Below are 21,564 nucleotides of genomic sequence, written 5' to 3'. Positions count from 1 at the left end.
GACATGGAGGCAGCCTTATGCAGACGAATACGCCGCGCCCCGCGCGACCCCGTTTCCTGCTGGTCGAGGACGACATCATCACGTGTGGTTTCCTCAAGGCCGCGCTGGAAACGTTGCCAGCGGACGTGGATACCGCCGACTCGCTCAACGCCGCGCTCGCCCGTGCCCAGGTCCGCCACTACGACCTGTGGCTGATCGATGCGAACCTGCCCGATGGCCATGGCAGCGAATTGCTGCAGCAGTTGCGCCGGCAGCACCCGGACACCCCGGCGCTGGCGCATACCGCCGATCGCGACGCGTCCGCGCATGGGCGCCTGCGGGATGCCGGATTCGGCGACATCCTGGTCAAGCCGCTGGGCCGCGATGCCCTGCTCAAGGGCGTGCGTCGCGCCTTGGGCCAAGGCGCCCGTTACCGGGTGGACAGCGCGCCGATCCAGCCCATCATGCTGAACGAGGCCCAGGACTGGGACGAGATCACCGCGCTGGCCGCGCTCAACGGGCAACGCAACCACCTGGTAGCGCTGCGCGAGCTGTTCCTGGCCGAGCTGCCGAGCGTGCGTGACGCGGTCGACCAGGCGGTGGACCGCCATGACGAGCCGGCGCTGCGCAACCAGCTGCACCGGCTGCAGGCCAGTTGTGGTTTCGTCGGTGCTGCCCGCCTCAGCCGCGCGGTGCGCACCCTGCACCAGATGCCGGCCTCGCACATGGCGCAGGCCGGCTTCCGCGACGCCGTCGCCGCGCTGCTGCACTGACCTGGAAAAAGGGGTTGGAAAAAGGGGTCAGAGTCAGGGGTCAGAGTCGTGACTCTGACCCCTGACTCTGACCCCTGACTCTGACCCCTGACTCTGACCCCTGACTCTGACCCCTGACTCTGACCCCTGACTCTGACCCCTCAGCGGCGGCGTGCCAGGTCGTCCAGCAGTTCCCAGGATTTCAGCCCGCGCGAGCCCAGGTGGTAGGCCAGCACGACCCGCATCGGCAGGCGCAGGCTGGCCAGGTCCTCGGCGCCGGGTTCTTCATCGCGTCCCAGCGCCAGCAGCGCAGCGCCGGTGGCGGTACCGCGCCGCCCTTCCCCATCGCGCTCGCTGAGCAGCCGGCGCGGGCCTTCCTGTGGATCCAGCAGGTAGCGCGCGGCCGGGTCCACGGCGCTGCCATCGCTGGCGCGAGTCAGGTCGAAACCGACCCCCAGCGCCTCCAGCAGGTCGCGTTCGAAGCGGCGCAGGCTCCACGCCAATGAAAGCTCCAGGCTCAGGCGGGCGCGTACCTCGCCGTAGGCCCGGTACAGGTCCGGCAGCGGGTCGTGCCGGGGGGCCAGCCGCATCACCAGCTCATTCAGGTAGAAGCCGGCCAGCATGTCATTGCCGGCAAGGCGGGGGGCGGCATCCAGCGCCTCGGCGCCGCGCAGCTGTGCCAGGTCACCGCGCTGGACCGCGTCGAAACGGATCCACTGCAGCGGCTGCAGGGCCGCGCGCAGCACCTGCCCCTTCGCACTGGAAACGCCGCGGGCAAGCAGGCCCAGCCGCCCGTGCGAGGCGCTCAGCACCTCCACCAGCAGGCTGGTCTCGCGGTAGGCCCGCGCGTGCAGGACAAAGCCCGGTTCGGACGCGATCTGCATCAGGGCCAGCCCCGCAGGCGCTGCTTATTCGTAACCGAAGGCCTTCAGCGCGGCCTCGTCGTCGGACCAGCCCTCGCGCACGCGCACCCAGGTCTCCAGGAACACCTTGGCACCGAACAAGCGCTCCATCTGCATGCGCGACTTGGCCCCGATGTCCTTCAGGCGGGTGCCGCCCTTGCCGATCACGATGGCCTTCTGCCCTTCGCGTTCGACCCAGATCACCGCACCGATGCGCAGCAGGTTGCCGTCTTCGGTGAAGCGCTCGATCTCTACCGTGGTGGCGTACGGCAGCTCTTCGCCGAGCTGGCGCATCAGCTGCTCGCGCACCAGTTCGCCGGCCAGGAAACGCTGGCTGCGGTCGGTGATTTCGTCTTCGCCGAACATCGGCGGGGCTTCCGGCATCAGCGCCAGCACGTCACGCACCAGTGCTTCCAGGCCGTTGCGCTTCTGCGCGGAAATCGGATGCACCGAAGCGAACTCGCGGCCTTCGGTGATCTGCTGCAGGAACGGCAGCAACGCGGCCTTTTCCTTCATGCGGTCGACCTTGTTGACCACCAGCACCACCGGGATGCCGGAATCGCGCAGCACGTTGAAGGCCAGGCTGTCTTCCTCGTCCCAGCGGCCGGCTTCGATGACCAGCAGGCCAGCGTCGACGCCCTCCAGCGATCCGCGCGCAGCACGGTTCATCACCCGGTTCATCGCCCGCTTCTGCACTTTATGCAGGCCGGGCGTGTCCACCAGCACCAGCTGGCCTTCCGGATAGGTGGCAATGCCCAGCAGCCGGTGGCGCGTGGTCTGCGGCCGGTTGGAGACAATGCTGACCTTGGCCCCTACCAATGCATTGGTCAGGGTCGATTTGCCCACGTTGGGGCGGCCGATGACAGCAACGCTGCCGCAACGATGGGGGGTCTGTTCGGTCACTTTGAATCCACCAGTAGGTCAAGCGCGGCCGCAGCCGCCTGTTGTTCGGCCAGCCGCCGCGAGGAGCCTTCGCCCTCGGTACACACGGCCGGTTCTGTCAGGTTGCAGCGTACCCGGAAGGTCTTGGCGTGGTCGTCACCGGATTCTGACACCAGTTCGTACGCCGGCAGCGCCTTCTGTCGGCCCTGCAGCCATTCCTGCAGCCGGGTCTTGGGGTCTTTCTCCGGCCGTCCGGTCGCCGGCAGGGCGTCCATGGCCGCTTCGAACCAGGGCAGCACCACCGCGCGGCAGGCGTCGAAGCCCGCATCCAGGTAGATCGCCGCCACCACCGCCTCGAAGGCATCGGCGAGGATCGAATCGCGCCGGTGGCCGCCGGTCTTCATTTCGCCGGCGCCCAGCACCAGGCGCTCGCCCAGTTTGAGTTCGCGGGCGCGCTCGGCCAGCGCGCCTTCGCGCACCAGTTCGGCGCGGCCGCGGGTCAGCGCGCCCTCGTCGGCCTTCGGCCAGCGCGCATACAGCGCCTGGGCCACCAGCATGTTGACGATGCTGTCGCCGAGGAACTCCAGGCGCTCGTTGTTCGGTACGCCGGCAGACCGGTGCCGCAGGGCCTGCGTGAGCAGGTCCGCATTGGCGAAGGGGTGGCCGATCAGGTCACCACGTTGGAAAGTTTTATTCGACACCGCTACGGCTGAGGTCCTGGGTTGAGTCGAACTTGCCGACCACGTCGATGTTGCCGATCAACGGACGCCGCACTTCGTAGTTCACGCGCATGGTCCAGCCATTGTCCTTGCGGTCGAACTTCACGTTGGCGGGCTTCACGTTCTCGGAGTAGTTGATGTACAGGCGCTTGAACAGCAGTTTCTGGATGTTGGCCGGCTGCATGCTGCCGATGCCGGGCTCATTGGCCAGGCTCTTCATTGCCGAACGGACCGCATAGTTTTCCTGGTACATGGGGAACAGCTTCATGCCCACGTAAAGGAAAAAGCCGACCACGATCAGGACCACCAGGAAGGAGGTCAGGGTGATGCCACGTTGCGCCTTCATGCTGTTCATTGCGTTTCTCCCCAGATACGCGTGGATGAATCAATTGACGCCCGAGCCGATCCGCGACGGTTCGAAGCCGTCCTTGCAGAACCAGCCGGAGCAGTTGAGCCAGATCAGGAACGCCTTGCCGCGCAGGTTCTGCTCCGGCAGCAGGCCCCAGAAACGGCCGTCATCGCTGTTGTCACGGTTGTCGCCCATCACCAGGTAGCGGCCTGCCGGAACGGTCCATTCCCCCTGGCCGGCAGGATACGCCGTCTCCAGCACGGTGTGGGTGCGGCCCGGCAGCTTTTCGACCAGCAGGCTGGACCCTTCGCCATGGCCACGATGGCCGGCGTAGATGCCCTTGTCTTCGTACTCCACCGGCTGGCCGTTGAGGATCAGGCCGTTGCCTTCGAAGGTGATCTGGTCACCCGGCACGCCGATCACGCGCTTGATGAAATTCTCGCCCTTGTTCGGGTCCTGGTCGTCGTGGCCCGGGAAATGGAACACCACCACGTCGCCACGTTCCGGTTCACTGATCGGCACGAACTTGGTGTTGGTCAGCGGCAGGCGCAGGCCGTAGGCGAACTTGTTGACCAGGATGAAATCGCCGATCAGCAGGTTCGGCATCATCGAACTGGACGGGATCTTGTACGGTTCGGCGATGAAGCTGCGCACCACCAGCACGATCGCCAGCACCGGGAAGAACGCGCGCGAGTAGTCCACCAGCGCCGGTTCGGTGTCCAGCAGGCCGGCGCGACGGGCGCGGCGGCGGGCGAAGTACAGCTTGTCGGCAAGCAGGATCAGGCCGGAGGCCAGGGTCAAGGCAACCAGGAGGAACTCAAACGCTTTCATTCAATGTCCTTTGCAGCGTCTCGGGGCCAACCGGCCCGGTAAGGGGCCGACTGTACCGTTACTTGTTGTCCATCTGCAGCACGGCGAGGAAGGCTTCCTGCGGAATTTCCACGCGGCCCACCTGCTTCATGCGCTTCTTGCCTTCCTTCTGCTTCTCCAGCAGCTTCTTCTTGCGCGACACGTCGCCGCCGTAGCACTTGGCAAGAACGTTCTTGCGCATGGCCTTGACGGTGGTGCGGGCAATCACCTGCGAGCCGATCGCGGCCTGGATGGCCACGTCGAACATCTGCCGGGGAATCAGTTCCTTCATCTTCTCGCAAAGCTCGCGGCCGCGACGATCGGAGTGCGAACGATGGACGATAAGCGACAGCGCATCGACCTTGTCGCCATTGATCAGCACGTCCACGCGGACGAAGGGACCGGCGTCGAAACGGACGAAGGCGTAATCCAGCGACGCATAGCCGCGGCTGACCGACTTCAACTTGTCGAAGAAGTCCAGCACCACTTCGGCCATCGGCAGCTCATAGCTGATCTGCACCTGGCTGCCCAGGTAGTTGATGCCGAGCTGGCTGCCGCGCTTTTCCTCGCACAGCTTGATGATGTTGCCGATGTATTCCTCGGGGGTGAGGATGTTGGCGCGGATGATCGGCTCGCGGACTTCCTGCACCTGGTTCACCGGCGGCAGCTTGGCCGGGTTGTCCATGTTGACGATGCTGCCGTCGGTCTTGAGCACTTCATAGACCACCGTCGGCGCGGTGCTGATCAGGTCCAGGTTGTACTCGCGCTCCAGGCGTTCCTGCACGATTTCCATGTGCAGCATGCCAAGGAAGCCGCAGCGGAAACCAAAGCCCATCGCTTCGGAGCTTTCCGGCTCGAAGCGCAGCGCGGCATCGTTCAGGCGCAGCTTGTCCAGCGCTTCGCGCAGATCCGGGTAGTCTTCGGCATCGACCGGGAACAGGCCGGCGAACACGCGCGGCTGCATTTCCTGGAAGCCCGGCAGCGGCGTGGGCGCCGGATCGCCGGCCATGGTCAGCGTGTCGCCGACCGGCGCGCCGTGCACGTCCTTGATGCTGGCCGTCACCCAGCCCACCTCGCCCGCACGCAGGGCCGGCAGCACCTTGCGCTTGGGGGTGAACACGCCGACGTTGTCGACCTGGTGGTTGCGGCCGGTGGACATCACCTGCAGCTTGTCGCCGGCCTTGATCTCGCCCTGCATGACCCGCACCAGCGACACCACGCCGAGGTAGTTGTCGAACCAGGAATCGATGATCAGCGCCTGCAGCTTGTCGGTATCGCGCGGCACCGGCGGCGGGATGCGCTTGACGATCGCTTCCAGCACGTCGCGCACGTTCAGGCCGGTCTTGGCGCTGACCGGCACGGCATCTTCGGCATCGATGCCGATCACGGCCTCGATCTCGGCCTTGGCGCGCTCGATGTCGGCGGTGGGCAGGTCGATCTTGTTGATCACCGGCACCACTTCCAGGCCCTGCTCCACGGCGGTGTAGCAGTTGGCCACCGACTGCGCTTCCACGCCCTGGGCCGCATCGACCACCAGCAGCGCGCCTTCGCAGGCGGCCAGCGAGCGGCTGACTTCATAGGAGAAGTCCACGTGCCCGGGGGTGTCGATGAAGTTCAGGTGGTAGGTCTGGCCGTCGTCCGCCACGTAGGGCAGCGAAACCGACTGCGCTTTGATGGTGATGCCACGCTCGCGCTCGATCGGGTTCGAATCGAGCACCTGCGCTTCCATCTCGCGGGCCTGCAGGCCGCCACACAGCTGGATGATGCGGTCAGCCAGCGTGGACTTGCCGTGGTCGACGTGGGCGATGATGGAGAAGTTGCGGATGTTCCGCATCGAATCAGAGGACATAGAGGTGGCGGCGGCGCCGGGCGTCGTCAGGGTAACGTCGGATTATCGCACGGGACGACGGCCGCCGGTGGGTGAGCACCGCTTCCGGTAGTGACGGCCGCTGGCCGTCAGCTCCTGGCCCGGGTAGTGACGGCCACTGGCCGTCTGCTCCTGGCCCGGGTGGGTGACAACCGTTGCAGGCTGTGTAACAAGTCCGGGCCCGGTCGAGCTACGCGAGATCTGGACCTCCGGCAGACATGCAACTATGCAGATCTCGCGTAGCAGGGCGAAAAATGGCGACAATTTCGCCATCGGCCGACAAGGTCGGACTTGTTACACAGCCTGCGTTGGTCGTCACGCCCCTGCCTGCCGCGACCTTCGCCGCTACCCCGGTAGTGACGGCCGCTGGCCGTCACCCTCCGGTCCCGGTCAGCTGCCGGTCTTCACCGCTACGAAGGCACTGTTGCCGCCACTGCGCACCAGCAACATCACCACGTCACCCTTCTTGTAACCGGCCAGCGCACGGTTCAGGGCGTCCACGCTGCCGACGGCGGTACGCCCGGCCTGCAGGATCACCATCCCCGGCGACAGCCGTGCGTCGCGGGCCGCCTGGCCGTTGACCCGGGTCACCCGCACGCCCTCGCCTGCGTCCAACCCCAGCTGCTTGCGCTGCGCGGCGGTCAGGTCGGCCACTTCCAGGCCCAGCAATGCGTTGGCGCCGGTCTGCGGCGCCGCGTCCTCATTGGCCGCCGCCGGGCGGTTTGCCGCCGCCTGGGCATCTTCGGCCAGCTCGGTCAGGGTGGCACTGAGCTCACGCTCGCGGCCATCCCGGACCAGGCCGATGCTGACCTTGCTGCCGGGCGGCAGGGCGCCGATCAACGGCGGCAGGTCGCTGAAGGAGTTCACCGGGCTGCCGTTCACCGAGCGGATCACATCGCCAACCTGCACCCCGGCCTTGGCCGCCGCACTACCGGCAACAATCTCATTGACCAGTGCGCCACGGCTGTCCTTCAGGCCCAGTGCCTGGGCGTTCAGCGAATCGATCTGCTGCACCACCGCGCCGAGCTGGCCACGGCTGACCCGGCCGGTCTTCTTGATCTGCTCGACCGCACCCATCGCCAGGTCGATCGGGATCGCGAAGCTGATGCCCATGTAGCCGCCGGAGGCGGAGAAGATCTGCGAATTGATGCCGACCACTTCGCCGCGGGTGTTCAACAGCGGGCCACCGGAGTTGCCCTGGTTGATCGCCACGTCGGTCTGGATGAACGGAACATAGCGCTGGTCGGCGCCGCCGGTGCTGCGGCCCACGGCACTGACCACGCCGGCGGTCACCGAGTGGTCCAGGCCGAACGGCGAGCCGATCGCCACCACCCACTGACCCGGCTTCAGCGTGCGCGAATCGCCGACGCGCACGGTCGGCAGCCCGCTGCCTTCGATCTTCAGCAGGGCCACGTCGTACTGCTGGTCACTGCCGACCACCTTGGCGATGAACTCGCGGTTGTCACCGAGTTTCACCTTCACTTCGGACGCATCCGCCACCACGTGGTGGTTGGTCAGCACGTAGCCATCGGCGGAAATGATGAAGCCCGAGCCCATGCCGCGGCCCTTGATGCTGGGGCCGCCATCCGGGTCGCCGCCGGGGCCGCCCGGACCGGGCATGCCGAATTCGGGGCCGAAGAAGCGGCGGAAGATTTCCGGGATTTCGTCCTGGCTCGGCCCCATGCCACCGCCGCGTGCCTGGCGGCTGCCGCCGCGCACGATGGTGGTTTCGATGTTGACCACGCCCGGCCCCACCTGGTCCACCAGGTTGGTGAAATCCGGCAGGCCCGTCACCAACGGCTGCGCAGGCGCGCGCGGCGCGGCGGCAGCGGACTGCGCCGTGGCGGCCTGCGGTGCCGGCGACGGTGACTGGGCGCAGGCGGCCAGTGGCAGGGTCATCGCCAGCAGGCCCAGGGCCTGGGTACGGAACGAACGGGTAAGCGGGATCATCGGACTACAACCTCCGGACAGGTCATCGGACAGCACAACGGGGAAAGGGGGCGCGCCGACGGTACGGCGCGCGCAGGCCATGCGCGGTCAGTCGCGCGGGCCCTGGACCGGCGGCGCGTCCTGCAGCCGCGGCTCAAATGGATAGAACGTGCCTGGCGTATTGCCGGGGAAACTGGCATTGAGGGCGGCACCAGCCGCCGGGCCCACGCTGGAGCGCGGCCACGGCCGGGCCTGCAGCGCCCCCACGTTGCCGAACGACAGCTCGTGCTGGGCGCCGGTGGACAGCGCGGGCGACAGCACCGGCTGGCCGGCCGCGAGCGCACGCTGCGGCTCGTCATTACGCTGCGCGGCGCGCGCCACCTGCTGGCTGCGCGTGGCACTGGCGCGGCGGACGCTGGCATCCTGGCGACGCGCCGCGGCGGCCACCGCAGCGGCCGGGACACTGGCCACCAGCGCAGCGCCGGCCTGCGCCGCCGCCGGTTCCTGCACCGGTGCGGACGCCGGCAGTGCAAGCTCGGCCTGGCTGGCGATCACCTGCACCGGCAGGTCTGCCGGCGGCGCGCCTTCATCCAGCGATTGGCGACCCATGAAGAAGGCCACCGCGGCGACCGACGCGGCCAACGCGGCACCGCCGCTCCAGCGCCGCCAGCCGCTGCGCAGCTCGCGCCGCGGCTCGGCCCGGGGCACCGGTTCCTGCGCGACCGCCGCCGACACGCGCGCGGCGAAATCCAGCGGCGCCGGCGCCACGGCCTTGCCGCGCATCACCTCGCCCAGCAACGCCCAGCGCTCCTGGCAGGCCTGCAGCTCGGGATCGTGCTGCAGGCGGCGCAGCAGGAAACGGGCCTCGTCGGAGGACAGTTCGCCATCGACCAGCGCAGACAACTGCTGGCGGTTATGCACGTCGATCTTGTCTTCGGGTTGGTCGTACTTGCTCATAAGCGGCTCTTCTCACGGGTGGCGCTGCCGGTGTCCAGCAGCGGCCGGAGTTCAGTGTCGATCGCCTCGCGGGCGCGGAAGATCCGCGAGCGCACGGTGCCGATCGGGCACCCCATCTTCTGCGCGATGTCCTCGTAACTCAGGCCTTCCACCTCGCGCAGGGAAATGGCCAGGCGCAGCTCCTCCGGCAGCGAGGCAACGGCCTTCATCACCGTGGTTTCCAGCTCCTGGCGCATCAGCTGGCGTTCCGGCGTATCGGTATCGCGCAGGCGCGTTCCCGAATCGAACTGTTCGGCATCGCCGATTTCGATGTCATCGGTCGGCGGGCGACGATTGCTTGCAGCAAGGTGGTTCTTGGCGGTATTCACGGCAATCCTGTGCAACCAGGTCGAAAATTGGGCGTCGCCGCGGAAACTGTTGATCGCGCGGTAGGCGCGGATGAACGTGTCCTGGGCAACGTCCTGGCACTCACTCCAGTCGGCGATGTAGCGTCCGACGAGCGACACGACCCGATGCTGGTGCTTGCGCACCAGGACATCGAATGCCGCGCTTTCGCCGCGCTGCACGCGCCGGACCAGTTCCAGGTCCAGCTCCTGTGGTGTTTCAACCTCGGTCATTGGGGACCGAACTCCTGTCAGCCCAACCGACGTCAGGCAATGAGACTGCCAATCCCGGGAAAAGTTCAGCGCCATCTGACCGGGCACCGCACCAGCTTTTAACCAACGTTCCGTTAACGTAGCGGTCCATGCTATGAACCTCCGTCAACGCTACCCCAGCTATTGGGATTTGACGGAAGGGAAACAACCTCTGGATCATAGCCGCCTTCTCCATACACAACCGGATGGAACGTCCATGCTCTCAGGCTTCGATGGGCTTCGCCTCGCGCACTGGCACCCGGAGATCCGCGACGACGGAGTCGTGGTGCTCAATCTCGACCGCCAGGACGCCAACGTCAATGCGATGTCCCAGGATGTCCTGCTGGAACTGGGCGACCTGATCGAGCGCATCGCCATCGATCCGCCCAAGGGCGTGGTGATCCAGTCGGCCAAGAAGGCGGGCTTCATCGCCGGCGCGGACCTGAAGGAGTTCCAGGAGTTCGACCGCCGCGGCACCGTCAATGACGCCATCCGCCGCGGCCAGGTGACCTACCAGAAGCTGGCCGAGCTGCCCTGCCCGACCGTGGCCGCGATCCACGGCCACTGCCTGGGCGGCGGTACCGAACTGGCCCTGGCCTGCCGCTACCGTGTCGCCTCCAACGACAGCAGCACCCGCATCGGCCTGCCGGAAACCCAGCTGGGCATCTTCCCGGGCTGGGGCGGCAGTGCACGCCTGCCGCAGCTGGTCGGCGCCCCGGCGGCGATGGACATGATGCTGACCGGGCGCACCCTGTCGGCGTCGGCGGCGCGCAACATCGGCCTGGTGGACAAGGTGGTGGCCCCGGCCCTGCTGCTGGACACGGCCGTGGCGCTGGCGCTGAAGGGCACCGTGCGTCCGTTCAAGCAGCGTGCGACCGCCTGGGCGACCAATACCTGGCCGGCGCGCAAGCTGCTGGCCCCGCAGATGGCCAAGCAGGTCGCGCGCAAGGCCCGCAAGGAGCACTACCCTGCCCCGTACGCACTGATCAGCACCTGGGAACGCAGCGGCGGCAAGCCGGTGCAGGCGCGGCTGGACGCTGAGCGCCGCGCGGTGGTGAAACTGGCCAGCACGCCGACCGCACGCAACCTGATCCGCATCTTCTTCCTGACCGAACGCCTGAAGGCGCTCGGCAGCGGCGACCACGGAATCCACCACGTGCACGTGGTCGGTGCGGGCGTGATGGGCGGTGACATCGCCGCCTGGTCGGCCTACAAGGGCTTCAACGTGACCCTGCAGGACCGCGAGCAGCGCTTCATCGACCCGGCCATGCAGCGCGCGCAGACCCTGTTCGAAAAGAAAGTCCGTGACGAGAGCAAGCGGCCGGCGGTGGTGGCGCGCCTGCAGGCCGACCTGGCCGGCGCGGGCGCTGCGCAGGCCGATCTGGTGATCGAGGCGATCATCGAGAATCCGCAGGCCAAGCGTGACCTGTACCAGACGCTGGAGCCGAAGATGAAGGCCGATGCGCTGCTGACCACCAACACCTCCTCGATCCCGCTGATCGAACTGCGTGACCACATCCAGCGTCCGGCGCAGTTCGCCGGCCTGCATTATTTCAATCCGGTCGCGCAGATGCCGCTGGTGGAAATCATCCACCACGACGGCATGGCACCGGAGACCGAGCGCCGCCTGGCTGCGTTCTGCAAGGCGCTGGGCAAGTTCCCGGTGCCGGTCGCCGGCACCCCCGGCTTCCTGGTCAACCGCGTGCTGTTCCCGTACATGCTCGAAGCGGCAACCGCCTATGCCGAAGGCATCCCGGGTCCGGTGATCGACAAGGCCGCGGTGAAGTTCGGGATGCCGATGGGGCCGATCGAACTGCTCGATACGGTCGGGCTGGACGTGGCCGCCGGCGTGGGCGAGGAACTGGCCCCGTTCCTGGGCCTGCAGATTCCGGCGGCGCTGCAGACCGTCGAACCGGGCAAGCGCGGCAAGAAGGATGGCCAGGGCATCTATGCCTGGGAAAACGGCCGCGCGAAGAAGCCGGAGGTGCCCAAGGGTTACCAGGCGCCGGGCGACCTGGAAGACCGGCTGATCCTGCCGCTGCTCAACGAGGCGGTGGCCTGCCTGCATGAGGGCGTGGTGGCCGACGCGGACCTGCTGGATGCGGGGGTGATCTTCGGCACCGGGTTCGCGCCGTTCCGCGGGGGTCCGGTGCAGTACATCCGGGCGACCGGGGCCGATGCGCTGGTGGAGCGGCTGAAGGCGCTGCAGCAGCGGCATGGTGATCGGTTCTCGCCGCGGCCGGGCTGGGACAATCCGATCCTGCGCGAAGCGGTGGTTTGACCGCGTCTGCCTTGATGCGCCCGGCACGGGGAGCTACGGCGCAGGACACGCCGTAAACCCATCCATGGGGGCTCGTTTCCGCCCGTCCGGGGCTCCAACGGTCCTGCGCCGCAGCTCCCCGTGCCTCCGGACAGCCTCTTGGCATCCGGCGGCCCGGGAAGTAGAGACAGGGAAACATCAAGGCACAAAAAAAACGCGGCGCTGGGCGCCGCGTTTTTTCGTGTTCTGCCGGTCAGCGGATCAGCTGGCCTTGGCGACGGCCTTCTTGGCAACGGCCTTCTTTGCCGGGGCCTTGGCCACGGTCTTCTTGGCGACCGGAGCGGCGGCGCCGACGGCGGCCTTGCTCACGGTGTGCGAACGGGCGTTGCCGTAGCTGGCGTTGTAGCGCTTGCCCTTGGCGGTCTTGCGGTCACCCTTACCCATCTCTTGAACTCCTGGCTATGTTGATTCTGATTACCCCGTGCTGACACGGGTTTGGCGGGGCCGTCTTGCTGGACGCCCCCGCGCACGATCGGAAAGCCTACCACGACGACCTCAATGCGCGCAGCTGGCGTCGTGTACGTGGCCGTGGTTGAGGCGCAGGTTGACCAGGTGGGCCACGCCCACCAGCAGCCCACCGAGGGTCATCACCACCGCATGCGGCACCGGATCGTGGTGCAGCGGGTCGTACAGCACGCCCGTCCACAATGCGACCAGACCGGGAATCAGGAAGGCCAGCGCGCGCAGCGCACCGTGACGCCGATAACCCCAGACCAGGCTGAACAACCCCAGCAGGGTGACGAACACCACCAGCGCCTGCTCCACGCCATCGCCCAGCCACACCGACAGGCCCAGCGAGGGCGCAGCGGCCAAGGCCACGGGGATGACCGCGCAGTGCACCGCGCACAGCAGTGAACCGGTGGCACCGAAGCGGTCAATCAGATGTCGCACGCGTGGGATAAGGGGCATGACTTCCAGCAGGGTCGGCGAAGCGTTATGGAATAATATAACATCCCTCCTGTACCCGCACGGCCTGTTTCGCCCAGCGACTCTCTCCCGCTGTCCGCCATGGGATTCGTGCGCCCCCTTGTTGATACGTTATAACAATTCATTGGAAGCCCCATGACTGCTCTGCGTACCCGGCCCCGTCCGCACACCCTCACCCTGGCCCTGGCGGCTGCCCTGCTGCCTGCGATGGCGATGGCCGCCGACGCCCCGGCCGACCGACACCTGACCGAACTGTCCGAAGTGAAGGTCACCGCCTCGCCGCTGCAGGGCGATGCCGAATCGCTGGCGCGGCCGGTCGAGGTACTCGCCGGGGAACGCCTGGATGAAGCCAAGGCGGGCACCTTGGGCGACACGGTGGCCAAGCTGCCGGGCGTGCAGAGCTCGTACTTCGGCCCCGGCGTGGGCCGCCCGATCATCCGCGGACAGGAAGGCCCGCGCGTGGCCGTGCTGTCCAACGGCGTGGGCAACATGGATGCGTCCACCGTCAGTGCCGACCATGCCACCAGCATCGAACCGTTTTTGGCCGACCAGATCGAAGTGCTGAAGGGACCGGCCACCCTGCTGTTCGGCAGCGGTGCGATCGGCGGCGCGGTCAACGTGGTCGATGGGCGCATCGCCAGCGAACTGCCGGCGCGCCCGCTGAGCGGTCGCGCCGAGGTGCGCGGCAACAGTGTCAACGACGAACGCAGCGGCATGTTCCGGCTGGACGGCGTCAACGGCAACTGGGTGCTGCACGTGGATGGCCTGGTGCGCAACGGCGATGATTACCGCATCCCCGGCTACGCGGTGGTCGATGCGCTCGAAGAGCACGACCATGCGCACGCTGGCGGCGATGCCGATGAACCGCGTCGCGGGACCCTGGACAACAGCTCCATCCGCACCCGCGCCGGTGGTGTCGGTGCTACCTGGCTCGGCGATGGTGGCTTCTTCGGCCTGTCGGCCGGCACCTACCGCACCAACTACGGCATTCCCAACGGCGCGCACGTGCATGCCGACGGCGATGACCATGACCATGACCACGACCATGACCACGGCGGCGAGGAGGAAGGCGGCGACGAGCACGACGTGCGCATCGACATGGTGCAGAACCGCTTCGACTTCAAAGGCGGCATCTACAACCCTACCTCGTTCCTGAAGAACGTCACCCTGCGCGCCGGCTACACCGACTACGAGCACACCGAACTGGAAGCCGGCACCCCGGCAACCCGCTTCACCAACCAGGGCATCGAAGGCCGGTTGGAAGCGGTGCAGAACGAGATCGCTGGCTGGAACGGTGCCTTCGGCCTGCAGTTCGGCAACAGCGATTTCGGCGCCAAGGGCGAAGAGGCCTTCGTGCCGGATACCACGACCGAAAACCTCGGCCTGTTCGTGCTGCAGGAAAAGCAGTTCGGCCCGTTCAAGCTGGAACTGGGCGCGCGCCATGACCAGGTCAAGCTGGATCCGACCGGTGATTACCAGCGCCGCAAGTTTGATGCCACCAATCTGTCTGCCGCCGGCATCTGGACGCTGAATGATGCAGTGGACCTGCGCTTTGGCGTGGACAGCTCCGAGCGTGCACCGACCAATGAAGAGCTGTACGCGGCCGGTGCACACATCGCCACGCGTTCGATCGAACTGGGCGATGCGCAGTTGAAGACCGAGCGCGGCCAGCGCATCGAACTGGGCATCCACACGCACAGCGAGCGCCTGGATTTCTCCGCGTCGGTGTACCAGACCAAGTTCAAGGACTTCATCTACCTGGCTGACACCGGCGTGGTGGAAGACCTGCCGGTGCGCTTGTGGGCGCAGCAGGACGCCACCTTCAAGGGCGCCGAAGCCGAGGCGCTGGTGCATCTGTTCGAAGGCAATGCCGGTGACTGGGACCTGCGCGTGTTCGGTGACTACGTCAAGGCCGAGCTGGATGGCAGTGGCAGCCGCAGCGTGGACATCGCCGTGCCGCATGGCGACCACAACCACAACTACACCGTGGACCTGGCCAACGGTGGCTACCTGCCGCGCATTTCGCCGGCACGCGTGGGCGCCGACCTGCGCTGGGCCAAGGACGGCTGGCGCGCATCGGTCGGTGCAGTGCGTTACAGCAGCCAGAAGGACACCGCGCAGAACGAAGAACCGACCAGGGGCTACACGCTGGTGGATGCGCACGTGGCGTATCGCTGGGACCGCAGTGACAGCAACAGTTACGAAGTATTCGTGGACGGCAGCAACCTGACCAACCGCGAAGTACGTCCGCACACCTCGCTGCTGCGCGACTACGCCCCGCTGCCGGGCCGTGGCGTGGCGTTCGGCATCCGCGCGTACTTCTGACGGCTTACCGGCTGGCCGGCCCACGGCCAGCCGTAGTGGGTGGCCCCACCCATGGTGGGTGACCTACCCATGGTGGGTGACGACCGTTGGTCATCACGTTCCGCGACATGGACAGGCGCCAGGCGCGCCTGCCACCACGACCGCCGCACGCCGGCCCTTCACCACTTCATCACCAATTTGACTGCGGACTGACACTGCGGCTGCGTGGCGCACTCGACACTGGCCGAACGGACATTTGTGTCCGAAAATGGCGCATGACCTCTCTACGTGCCGACGCGGCCGCCCGCCGCGCCCTGATCCTCGACGCGGCCGACCACGTGTTCGGCAACCATGGCGTGACCGCCCCGCTGGATCTGGTGGTGGAGCGCGCACAGGTGGGACGGGCGACGCTTTACCGCAACTTCCCCGACCGCAGCGCGCTCATCGAAGCCCTGCTGCAGCGGACCGTCGACCGTATCGCGCGCCAGGTAGCCGAACTGGGCACGCGTGACGACGCACTGTTCGTGCTGCTGGACGGCATGGCCCGCCGCATCATCGATTCGCCTGCGCTGGCCGACTACTGGCGCGCGGTGCATCCGGACGACCCCACCGTACGTGGCGCGCGCGAACGCGTGCGCACCCTGATGGAAGCCCCCATCCAGCGCGCCATCGCCGCGGGGCTGTGCCGGCCGGACCTGACCTCCACGGATATTTCACTGATCTCGGGCATGCTGGGGGCGGCCCTGCGCGGCAAGAACCGCGAAGAGCGCAGCGCACTGGCGGGCCGCGCGTTGCAGCTGCTGCGCGCAGGCCTGCAGGGAACCGGCGCCACGGAGGCCTGATGTCGCAGTACCTCAAGCCCATCCCGGACTGGGAGGAACACGAAAAGCCCACCCTCCCCGGCTCGGCGTCGATGCCCTGGCATCCGCCGCACCGGCGCGCGGCCTATGCGCTGGTGTCGGTGCTGGTCGCCATCACCGGCGGCCTCGGCACCGCGCTGGTCACCGCCAACCTGCCCTTCCTGCAGGGACAGCTCGGGCTGACCCCGGTGCAGGGCACCTGGCTGGTGGCGTCCTACGTGATGGTCAACGTCACCGCCAACCTGCTCGCCTTCAAGTTCCGCCAGCAGTACGGCATCCGCCTGTTCGCCGAAATCGGTCTGGGGTTGTACGCCGCACTGGCCCTGCTGCACCTGGCCGTCGGCAGTTTCGAAACCACCGTGCTGCTGCGTGCGGCCAGCGGTTTTGCCGGCGCAGCCTGCTCCACGTTGGGCACGCTGTACATGCTGCAGTCGTTGCCGCGCCGCTACACCGGCAACCTGCTGGTGATCGGCGTGGGCCTGTCCCAGCTGGCGGTGCCGCTGGCCTGGGTGGTTTCGCCGAGCCTGGTGGGTACCGGCCAATGGCATCTGCTGTACTTCTTCGAGGCCGGACTGGCGCTGTGCGCGTTCGCGGCCGTGGTGCTGCTGAAGCTGCCACCGGGCGTGCAGATCAAGGCGTTCGAACCGCTGGATTTCCTCACCTTCGCGCTGCTGGCACCGGCCGTTGGCCTGCTGGTGGTGGTGCTGGCGCAGGGCTACGTGCGCTGGTGGACCGACACCCCGTGGCTGGGGTGGGCACTGGTCGCCTCGATCACCCTGGCCACCGCGGCCTTCGTGATTGAACACTACCGGCGCAATCCGCTGCTGCAGGTGCGCTGGCTGGCCAGCCTGCCGGTGCTGCACTTCATCGTCGGTGCCTTCCTGCTGCGCTTCCTCACCACCGAACAGTCATACGGCGTGGTTGGGCTGATGCGCACGCTCGGCATGGGCCCGGACCAGATGCGGCCGCTGTTCGCGGTGATCCTGGCCGGGGTGGTCACCGGCATCGCCGCCAGCTCGCTGACCTTCGGGCCGAAGCGGCTGATCCCGCAGGTGCTGATGGCGATCCTGCTGCTGGGCAGCGCCGCCCTGCTCGACCAGCATCGCACCAGCCTGGACCGGCCGCACGATTTCTACGTCAGCCAGTTCCTGGCCTCGGTCGGCTCGGGCATGTTCATGGGGCCGCTGATCATGCTCGGCATCACCGCCGTGCTGAAGCAGGGTGTGGACCACATGATCACCTTCCTGGTCACCCTGTCGATCACCCAGACGCTGGGCGGGCTGGCCGGTTCGGCCGTACTGGGCACGGTGCAGCTGCATCGCGAGCAGCTGTATTCCAGTGCACTGGTCAGCCAGCTGGACCCGGCCGATCCGGTGGTGGCGCAGCGGCTGCGCCTGCAGCAGCAGCTCTATGCCGCACAGATCACCGACCCGGTACAGCGCAGCGCGCAGGGCACCGCGCAGCTGGCGCAGATCGCGCGCCGCGAAGCCAACGTGCGCGGCTTCAACGATGTATTCACGCTCAGCGGCTGGCTGGCGCTGGGCTTCCTGGGCTGGCTGCTGTCGCTGCAGGTGTGGATCGCCGCGATGAAGCAATGGCGCAAGCGCCGTCCCTCCCCTTCCTCCCCCGCGGCGCCCGATGCAGCTGCCGCACCGCGTTGAGTAGACCCCATGTCCCAGCAACCTCCCCGTGATGACGACGCCCCCGACAACGTCAATCCGGCGCCTCCCACCGATGCCGCACCCGCTCCTGCGCCGCCTCCGCCGGCGGCCGCCCCGGTGACGCCCACGAGCGCGCCGAAGTACCTCAAGCCCAGCAACCGGGCGGTGGTGATCATGGTGGTGGTGGCCCTGGTGGGCATCGCGCTGATCCTGCGCGGCTGGCAGCTGTGGCCGTTCACCAGCGCCATCGCCAGCACCGACAACGCCTATGTGCGTGGGCAGATCACCGTGCTGGCGCCGCAGGTCAATGGCTATGTCACCGACGTGCGGGTCAAGGATTTCCAGCACGTCAAACAGGGCGATGTGCTGCTGCGCATCGACGATCGCATCTACCACCAGCGCGTGGCGCAGGCCGAGGCCGCGCTGGACAGCGCGAAGGCCGCGCTCGCCAATTCGGACCAGTCGCAGGCGCAGAACCGCGCGCAGATCGCCTCGGCCAGGGCCACGCTGTCGGCCGGGCAGTCCGAACTGCAGCGTTCGCGTGCCGAGCTGGCGCGCTACGAACAGCTGGCCGAACAGCGGCTGGTGGCGTTGAACGACCGCGACAAATTCCGCACCAGCCAGGCCTCCGCGCAGGCCGGCGTGCAGCAGTCGCAGGCGCAGATCCAGATTGCCGAGGAAACCCTGGTCTCCACCCGGGTGGCGCGCAAAGGGCTCGAAGCCCAGGTGGAAAGTGCGCAGGCGGCGCTGGAACTGGCGCGCATCGACCTGGCCAACACGGTGGTGCACGCCCCGCGCGACGGCCAGGTCAGCGAAGCCAGCGCGCGCGTCGGCCAGTATGTGACGGCCGGTTCGCAGCTGCTGTTCCTGGTGCCCGATGCGCTCTGGGTGGTGGCCAACTTCAAGGAAGGCCAGACCTGGCAGATGCGCATCGGCCAGCCGGCCACTTTCGCGGTGGATGCATTCCAAGGCGAGGTACTGCGCGGCCACGTAGAGGAGATCGCCCCGGCCACCGGTTCGGAGTTCAGCGTGCTGCGGCCGGACAATGCCAGCGGCAACTTCACCAAGGTGGTGCAGCGGTTGCCGGTACGGATTGCGATCGATGCCGATCAACCGCTGGCGGCGCGGCTGCGGCCGGGGATGTCGGTGGTAGCCAAAGTGGATACGTCGGTTGAGCCTGCCTCCGCGCCGCGCGAGCGGTGAGTGGGTCGAACGGGTGAGACCCCCTCACGGGTGGCTTTGTTGCTGGCTACGTGCTTGGGGCCGGGCGGTGGGGCTGTGCGGGGGACGGCAGAAGCTGCTCCTGCGGGCCTCGTTTCGCGCCATCCATGGCGCTCAACGCCCCCGCCCAGCCCCACCGCCCGGCCCCCTGACAGGTTACGGTGGCCGCCGCCCGCGTGATGAAAATAAAAATTAAGGGCAGGGGTCAGGGTCCTTTCGCGCAGCGAAAGGACCCTGACCCCGTTTTTCTTCCACCCTTCCCACCCCGCATCCGCCGACCATGGGTCGGCGCTACCAAGGCACCCGGGCCGCCACGGACCTGTCGAAGGGGGGGCGGGGTGGCTGTGCAGGACCGTCTTTTCGCAGGGATGCGAAAAGCGAGCCTCCATGGACGGATTCACGGCGTGTCCTGCACAGCCACCCCGCCCCGCCAACACGCAGCCCCGCAGCTGTTGCCGTTGCCGTTGACTCAAAAAAAGCAGGCCGCCGGGCCGCAGACCCGGCAACACCAAACCACTCAGCCCGCGCAGCGGGCGCAGAGTCCGTGTACTTCCAGCGTCTGCGCCTGCGGCTGGAACCCCAGTTCCTTGGCGCGCTTTTCCAGCTGGCTGACGATCTCGCGGTCTTCCAGCTCCACCGCGCTGTGGCAGCTGTTGCAGATCAGGAACGGCACCGAATGCGCCGCGCTGCTGGGATGGTGGCAGGCCACGAAGGCATTCACCGATTCCAGTTTGTGCACGAACCCGTTGGCCATCAGGAAGTCCAGCGCGCGGTACACCGTCGGCGGGGCGTCGGCGCCCACGCCCTTGCCGCTGCGCACCCATTCCAGCAGCTCATACGCCTTGACCGGCTTGCCGGCCTCGGCGATCAGCCGCAGCACGTTGGCGCGGATGGGCGTGAGCCGCAGTCCGCGCTCGCGGCACACGCGCTCGACCACCCCCACGAAGTCCGACGCGTCGTGGACGTGGTGGTGCGGGGCCGTGCAGGCGTGCTTGGCGGACATGCGGGTTCTCCAGTTCGGGCGGATTTCAGGCCGCTGCCACTACCTTGGTAATGGCAACATCGATGCGTTTCAAGGCCTCATCGCGACCGGCAAGGTACACCGTCTGCGAAATGTCCGGGCTCACCTGGGTACCGGTGATGGCCACGCGCAGCGGCTGGGCGACCTTGCCCATGCCGATCTCCAGCGCCGCGGCGGCATCATGCAGCGCCACCCCCACGCTTTCAGCGGTCCACGCCGGCAATGCCGCCAGCAGCTCGCGCGCCTTGCCCAGCGGCAGTTCGGCGCCGGCCTTCAGGTGCTTGGCCACGGCCGCGTCGTCGTAGGTTTCCAGCGGCTGGTACCAGACCACCGCCTTCTCGGCCATTTCCTTCAGCGTCTGCACGCGCTCGCGCAGGGCGACCACGACATCTTCCGCCGACGGGCCAGCGTTCAGGTCCAGGCCCAGCTTCTCCAGCTGGTACACCAGCGCCGGCGCGATGGACGCAGCGGCTTCGGTCTTCAGGAAATGCTGGTTGACCCAGCCCAGCTTGGCCATGTCCAGGCGCGCCGCCTTGGAATTGCAGTTGGTCACGTCGAACAGGTCGATCAGTTCCTGGCGGCTGAAGATCTCCTGGTCGCCGTGCGACCAGCCCAGCCGGGCCAGGTAGCTCAGCAGCGCCTCCGGCAGGTAGCCGGCGTCCTTGTACTGCATCACGTCGGCCGCGCCGGTGCGCTTGGACAGCTTGGCGCCCTGCTCGTCCAGGATCATCGGCATGTGGCCGAACTTCGGCACCGGTGCGCCGATGCCCAGGTACAGGTTGATCTGGCGCGGGGTGTTGTTGATGTGGTCATCGCCGCGGATCACCTCGGTGATGCCCATGTCCCAGTCGTCCACCACCACGGCGAAGTTGTAGGTCGGGTAGCCGTCCGGGCGGAAGATCACCATGTCGTCGAGCTCGCTGTTGGCGATCTCGATGGGACCCTTGATCAGGTCATCGAACACCACCGTACCGTCCAGCGGGTTCTTGAAGCGGATCACCCGGTTCGGGTCATCGCGGTAAGGCAGGTTCTGCTCGCGCGCGGCACCGTTGTAACGCGGCTTTTCCTGCTTTGCCATGGCCGCCTCGCGCATCGCGTCCAGCTCTTCGCGGGTCTCGTAGGCGTAGTAGGCCTTGCCGTCGGCGACCAGCTGTTCGGCCACTTCCAGGTAGCGGGCCACGCGCTGGGTCTGGTAGATCGGACCTTCGTCGTAGTCCAGTCCCAACCACTCCATCGCCTCCAGGATCGCGTCGATGGCGCCCTGCGTGCTGCGCTCGCGGTCGGTGTCTTCGATGCGCAGCACGAACTCGCCGCCACGGTGACGGGCCTCCAGCCAGCAGTACAGCGCCGTGCGGGCGCCGCCGATGTGCAGGTAGCCGGTAGGACTGGGGGCAAAGCGGGTGCGGCAGGTCATGGGACGCTCGGGGAAC

The 21,564-nt window shown here is 67.3% G+C and carries 19 protein-coding genes; 6 read left to right on the top strand and 13 right to left on the bottom strand.

Annotation, left to right across the window (positions count from 1 at the left end; all coding sequences use genetic code 11):
• The first annotated feature begins 17 nt into the window (after nt 1-17).
• Nucleotides 18-752 (top strand): response regulator, encoded by a 735-nt coding sequence (locus QE373_RS05465; protein ID WP_309684353.1) that lies wholly within the window; start codon nt 18-20, stop codon nt 750-752.
• A 140-nt stretch (nt 753-892) separates the two neighbouring features.
• Here the strand turns inward: QE373_RS05465 and recO are convergent, their stop codons facing one another.
• The 9 genes from recO to rpoE all read right to left on the bottom strand — a co-directional run bounded on the left by recO (nt 893) and on the right by rpoE (nt 9,802).
• Nucleotides 893-1,615, bottom strand: coding sequence for a DNA repair protein RecO (recO, locus tag QE373_RS05460; RefSeq protein ID WP_309684351.1), 723 nt, complete (start codon nt 1,613-1,615; stop codon nt 893-895).
• A 24-nt stretch (nt 1,616-1,639) separates the two neighbouring features.
• Nucleotides 1,640-2,536: a GTPase Era gene (gene era / locus QE373_RS05455; RefSeq protein WP_309684349.1), complete on the bottom strand. Its 897-nt coding sequence runs from the start codon at nt 2,534-2,536 to the stop codon at nt 1,640-1,642.
• Complete coding sequence (gene rnc, locus QE373_RS05450; protein WP_057507295.1) at nt 2,533-3,216, bottom strand: ribonuclease III; 684 nt, start codon at nt 3,214-3,216, stop codon at nt 2,533-2,535. Before rnc ends, era begins: the two co-directional genes overlap by 4 nt.
• Nucleotides 3,206-3,589 (bottom strand): DUF4845 domain-containing protein, encoded by a 384-nt coding sequence (locus QE373_RS05445; RefSeq protein ID WP_042615281.1) that lies wholly within the window; start codon nt 3,587-3,589, stop codon nt 3,206-3,208. Before QE373_RS05445 ends, rnc begins: the two co-directional genes overlap by 11 nt.
• 30 nt (nt 3,590-3,619) lie before the next feature.
• A complete protein-coding gene (gene lepB / locus QE373_RS05440) occupies nt 3,620-4,414 on the bottom strand; it encodes a signal peptidase I (RefSeq protein WP_057507296.1) in 795 nt (264 codons plus the stop codon).
• Between the two features lie 58 nt (nt 4,415-4,472).
• Nucleotides 4,473-6,266, bottom strand: a complete 1,794-nt coding sequence (gene lepA / locus QE373_RS05435) for a translation elongation factor 4 (protein ID WP_057507334.1) — start codon at nt 6,264-6,266, stop codon at nt 4,473-4,475.
• A 423-nt stretch (nt 6,267-6,689) separates the two neighbouring features.
• A complete protein-coding gene (locus QE373_RS05430) occupies nt 6,690-8,249 on the bottom strand; it encodes a DegQ family serine endoprotease (protein WP_057507297.1) in 1,560 nt (519 codons plus the stop codon).
• Between the two features lie 87 nt (nt 8,250-8,336).
• Entirely contained in the window at nt 8,337-9,185 is an 849-nt protein-coding gene (locus tag QE373_RS05425) for a sigma-E factor negative regulatory protein (protein ID WP_309684338.1), read from the bottom strand.
• The gene (gene rpoE, locus QE373_RS05420; protein ID WP_309684337.1) at nt 9,182-9,802 is read right to left on the bottom strand and encodes an RNA polymerase sigma factor RpoE; all 621 of its coding nucleotides are present in this window, start codon (nt 9,800-9,802) and stop codon (nt 9,182-9,184) included. The genes QE373_RS05425 and rpoE overlap by 4 nt, the downstream gene beginning before the upstream one ends.
• A 235-nt stretch (nt 9,803-10,037) precedes the next feature.
• On the opposite strand from rpoE, the gene QE373_RS05415 reads away from it, so the two are divergent.
• On the top strand, nt 10,038-12,101 hold the full coding sequence (locus QE373_RS05415; protein ID WP_309684336.1) for a 3-hydroxyacyl-CoA dehydrogenase NAD-binding domain-containing protein: 2,064 nt from the start codon (nt 10,038-10,040) through the stop codon (nt 12,099-12,101).
• Nucleotides 12,102-12,341: 240 nt separating this feature from the next.
• Here QE373_RS05415 and QE373_RS05410 read toward each other — a convergent pair whose 3' ends face one another.
• Nucleotides 12,342-12,524, bottom strand: coding sequence for a 30S ribosomal protein THX (locus QE373_RS05410; RefSeq protein ID WP_042615275.1), 183 nt, complete (start codon nt 12,522-12,524; stop codon nt 12,342-12,344).
• Between the two features lie 111 nt (nt 12,525-12,635).
• On the bottom strand, nt 12,636-13,049 hold the full coding sequence (locus tag QE373_RS05405; RefSeq protein WP_309684335.1) for a MerC domain-containing protein: 414 nt from the start codon (nt 13,047-13,049) through the stop codon (nt 12,636-12,638).
• A 153-nt stretch (nt 13,050-13,202) separates the two neighbouring features.
• Here QE373_RS05405 and QE373_RS05400 point away from each other — a divergent pair, with 153 nt between their 5' ends.
• From QE373_RS05400 to QE373_RS05385, 4 genes are all read left to right on the top strand, one after another.
• Nucleotides 13,203-15,392 (top strand): TonB-dependent receptor, encoded by a 2,190-nt coding sequence (locus tag QE373_RS05400; RefSeq protein WP_309684334.1) that lies wholly within the window; start codon nt 13,203-13,205, stop codon nt 15,390-15,392.
• A 254-nt stretch (nt 15,393-15,646) separates the two neighbouring features.
• Complete coding sequence (locus QE373_RS05395) at nt 15,647-16,213, top strand: TetR/AcrR family transcriptional regulator (protein ID WP_123699798.1); 567 nt, start codon at nt 15,647-15,649, stop codon at nt 16,211-16,213.
• Nucleotides 16,210-17,892, top strand: coding sequence for an MFS transporter (locus tag QE373_RS05390; protein ID WP_057507335.1), 1,683 nt, complete (start codon nt 16,210-16,212; stop codon nt 17,890-17,892). The genes QE373_RS05395 and QE373_RS05390 overlap by 4 nt, the downstream gene beginning before the upstream one ends.
• A 9-nt stretch (nt 17,893-17,901) precedes the next feature.
• Complete coding sequence (locus tag QE373_RS05385; protein WP_309684331.1) at nt 17,902-19,095, top strand: HlyD family secretion protein; 1,194 nt, start codon at nt 17,902-17,904, stop codon at nt 19,093-19,095.
• A gap of 535 nt (nt 19,096-19,630) precedes the next feature.
• On the opposite strand, the gene QE373_RS05380 is transcribed toward QE373_RS05385, so the two are convergent.
• Nucleotides 19,631-20,116 (bottom strand): Fur family transcriptional regulator, encoded by a 486-nt coding sequence (locus QE373_RS05380; protein WP_042612667.1) that lies wholly within the window; start codon nt 20,114-20,116, stop codon nt 19,631-19,633.
• Between the two features lie 25 nt (nt 20,117-20,141).
• A complete protein-coding gene (gene gltX, locus QE373_RS05375) occupies nt 20,142-21,548 on the bottom strand; it encodes a glutamate--tRNA ligase (protein ID WP_309684325.1) in 1,407 nt (468 codons plus the stop codon).
• Between the last annotated feature and the right edge of the window lie 16 nt (nt 21,549-21,564).

The sequence above is a fragment of the Stenotrophomonas sp. SORGH_AS_0321 genome, from assembly GCF_031453215.1.
Taxonomy (GTDB): domain Bacteria; phylum Pseudomonadota; class Gammaproteobacteria; order Xanthomonadales; family Xanthomonadaceae; genus Stenotrophomonas; species Stenotrophomonas chelatiphaga.
Note: the sequence above shows the minus strand (reverse complement) of the source record. Positions and strands in the feature narration are given on the sequence as shown.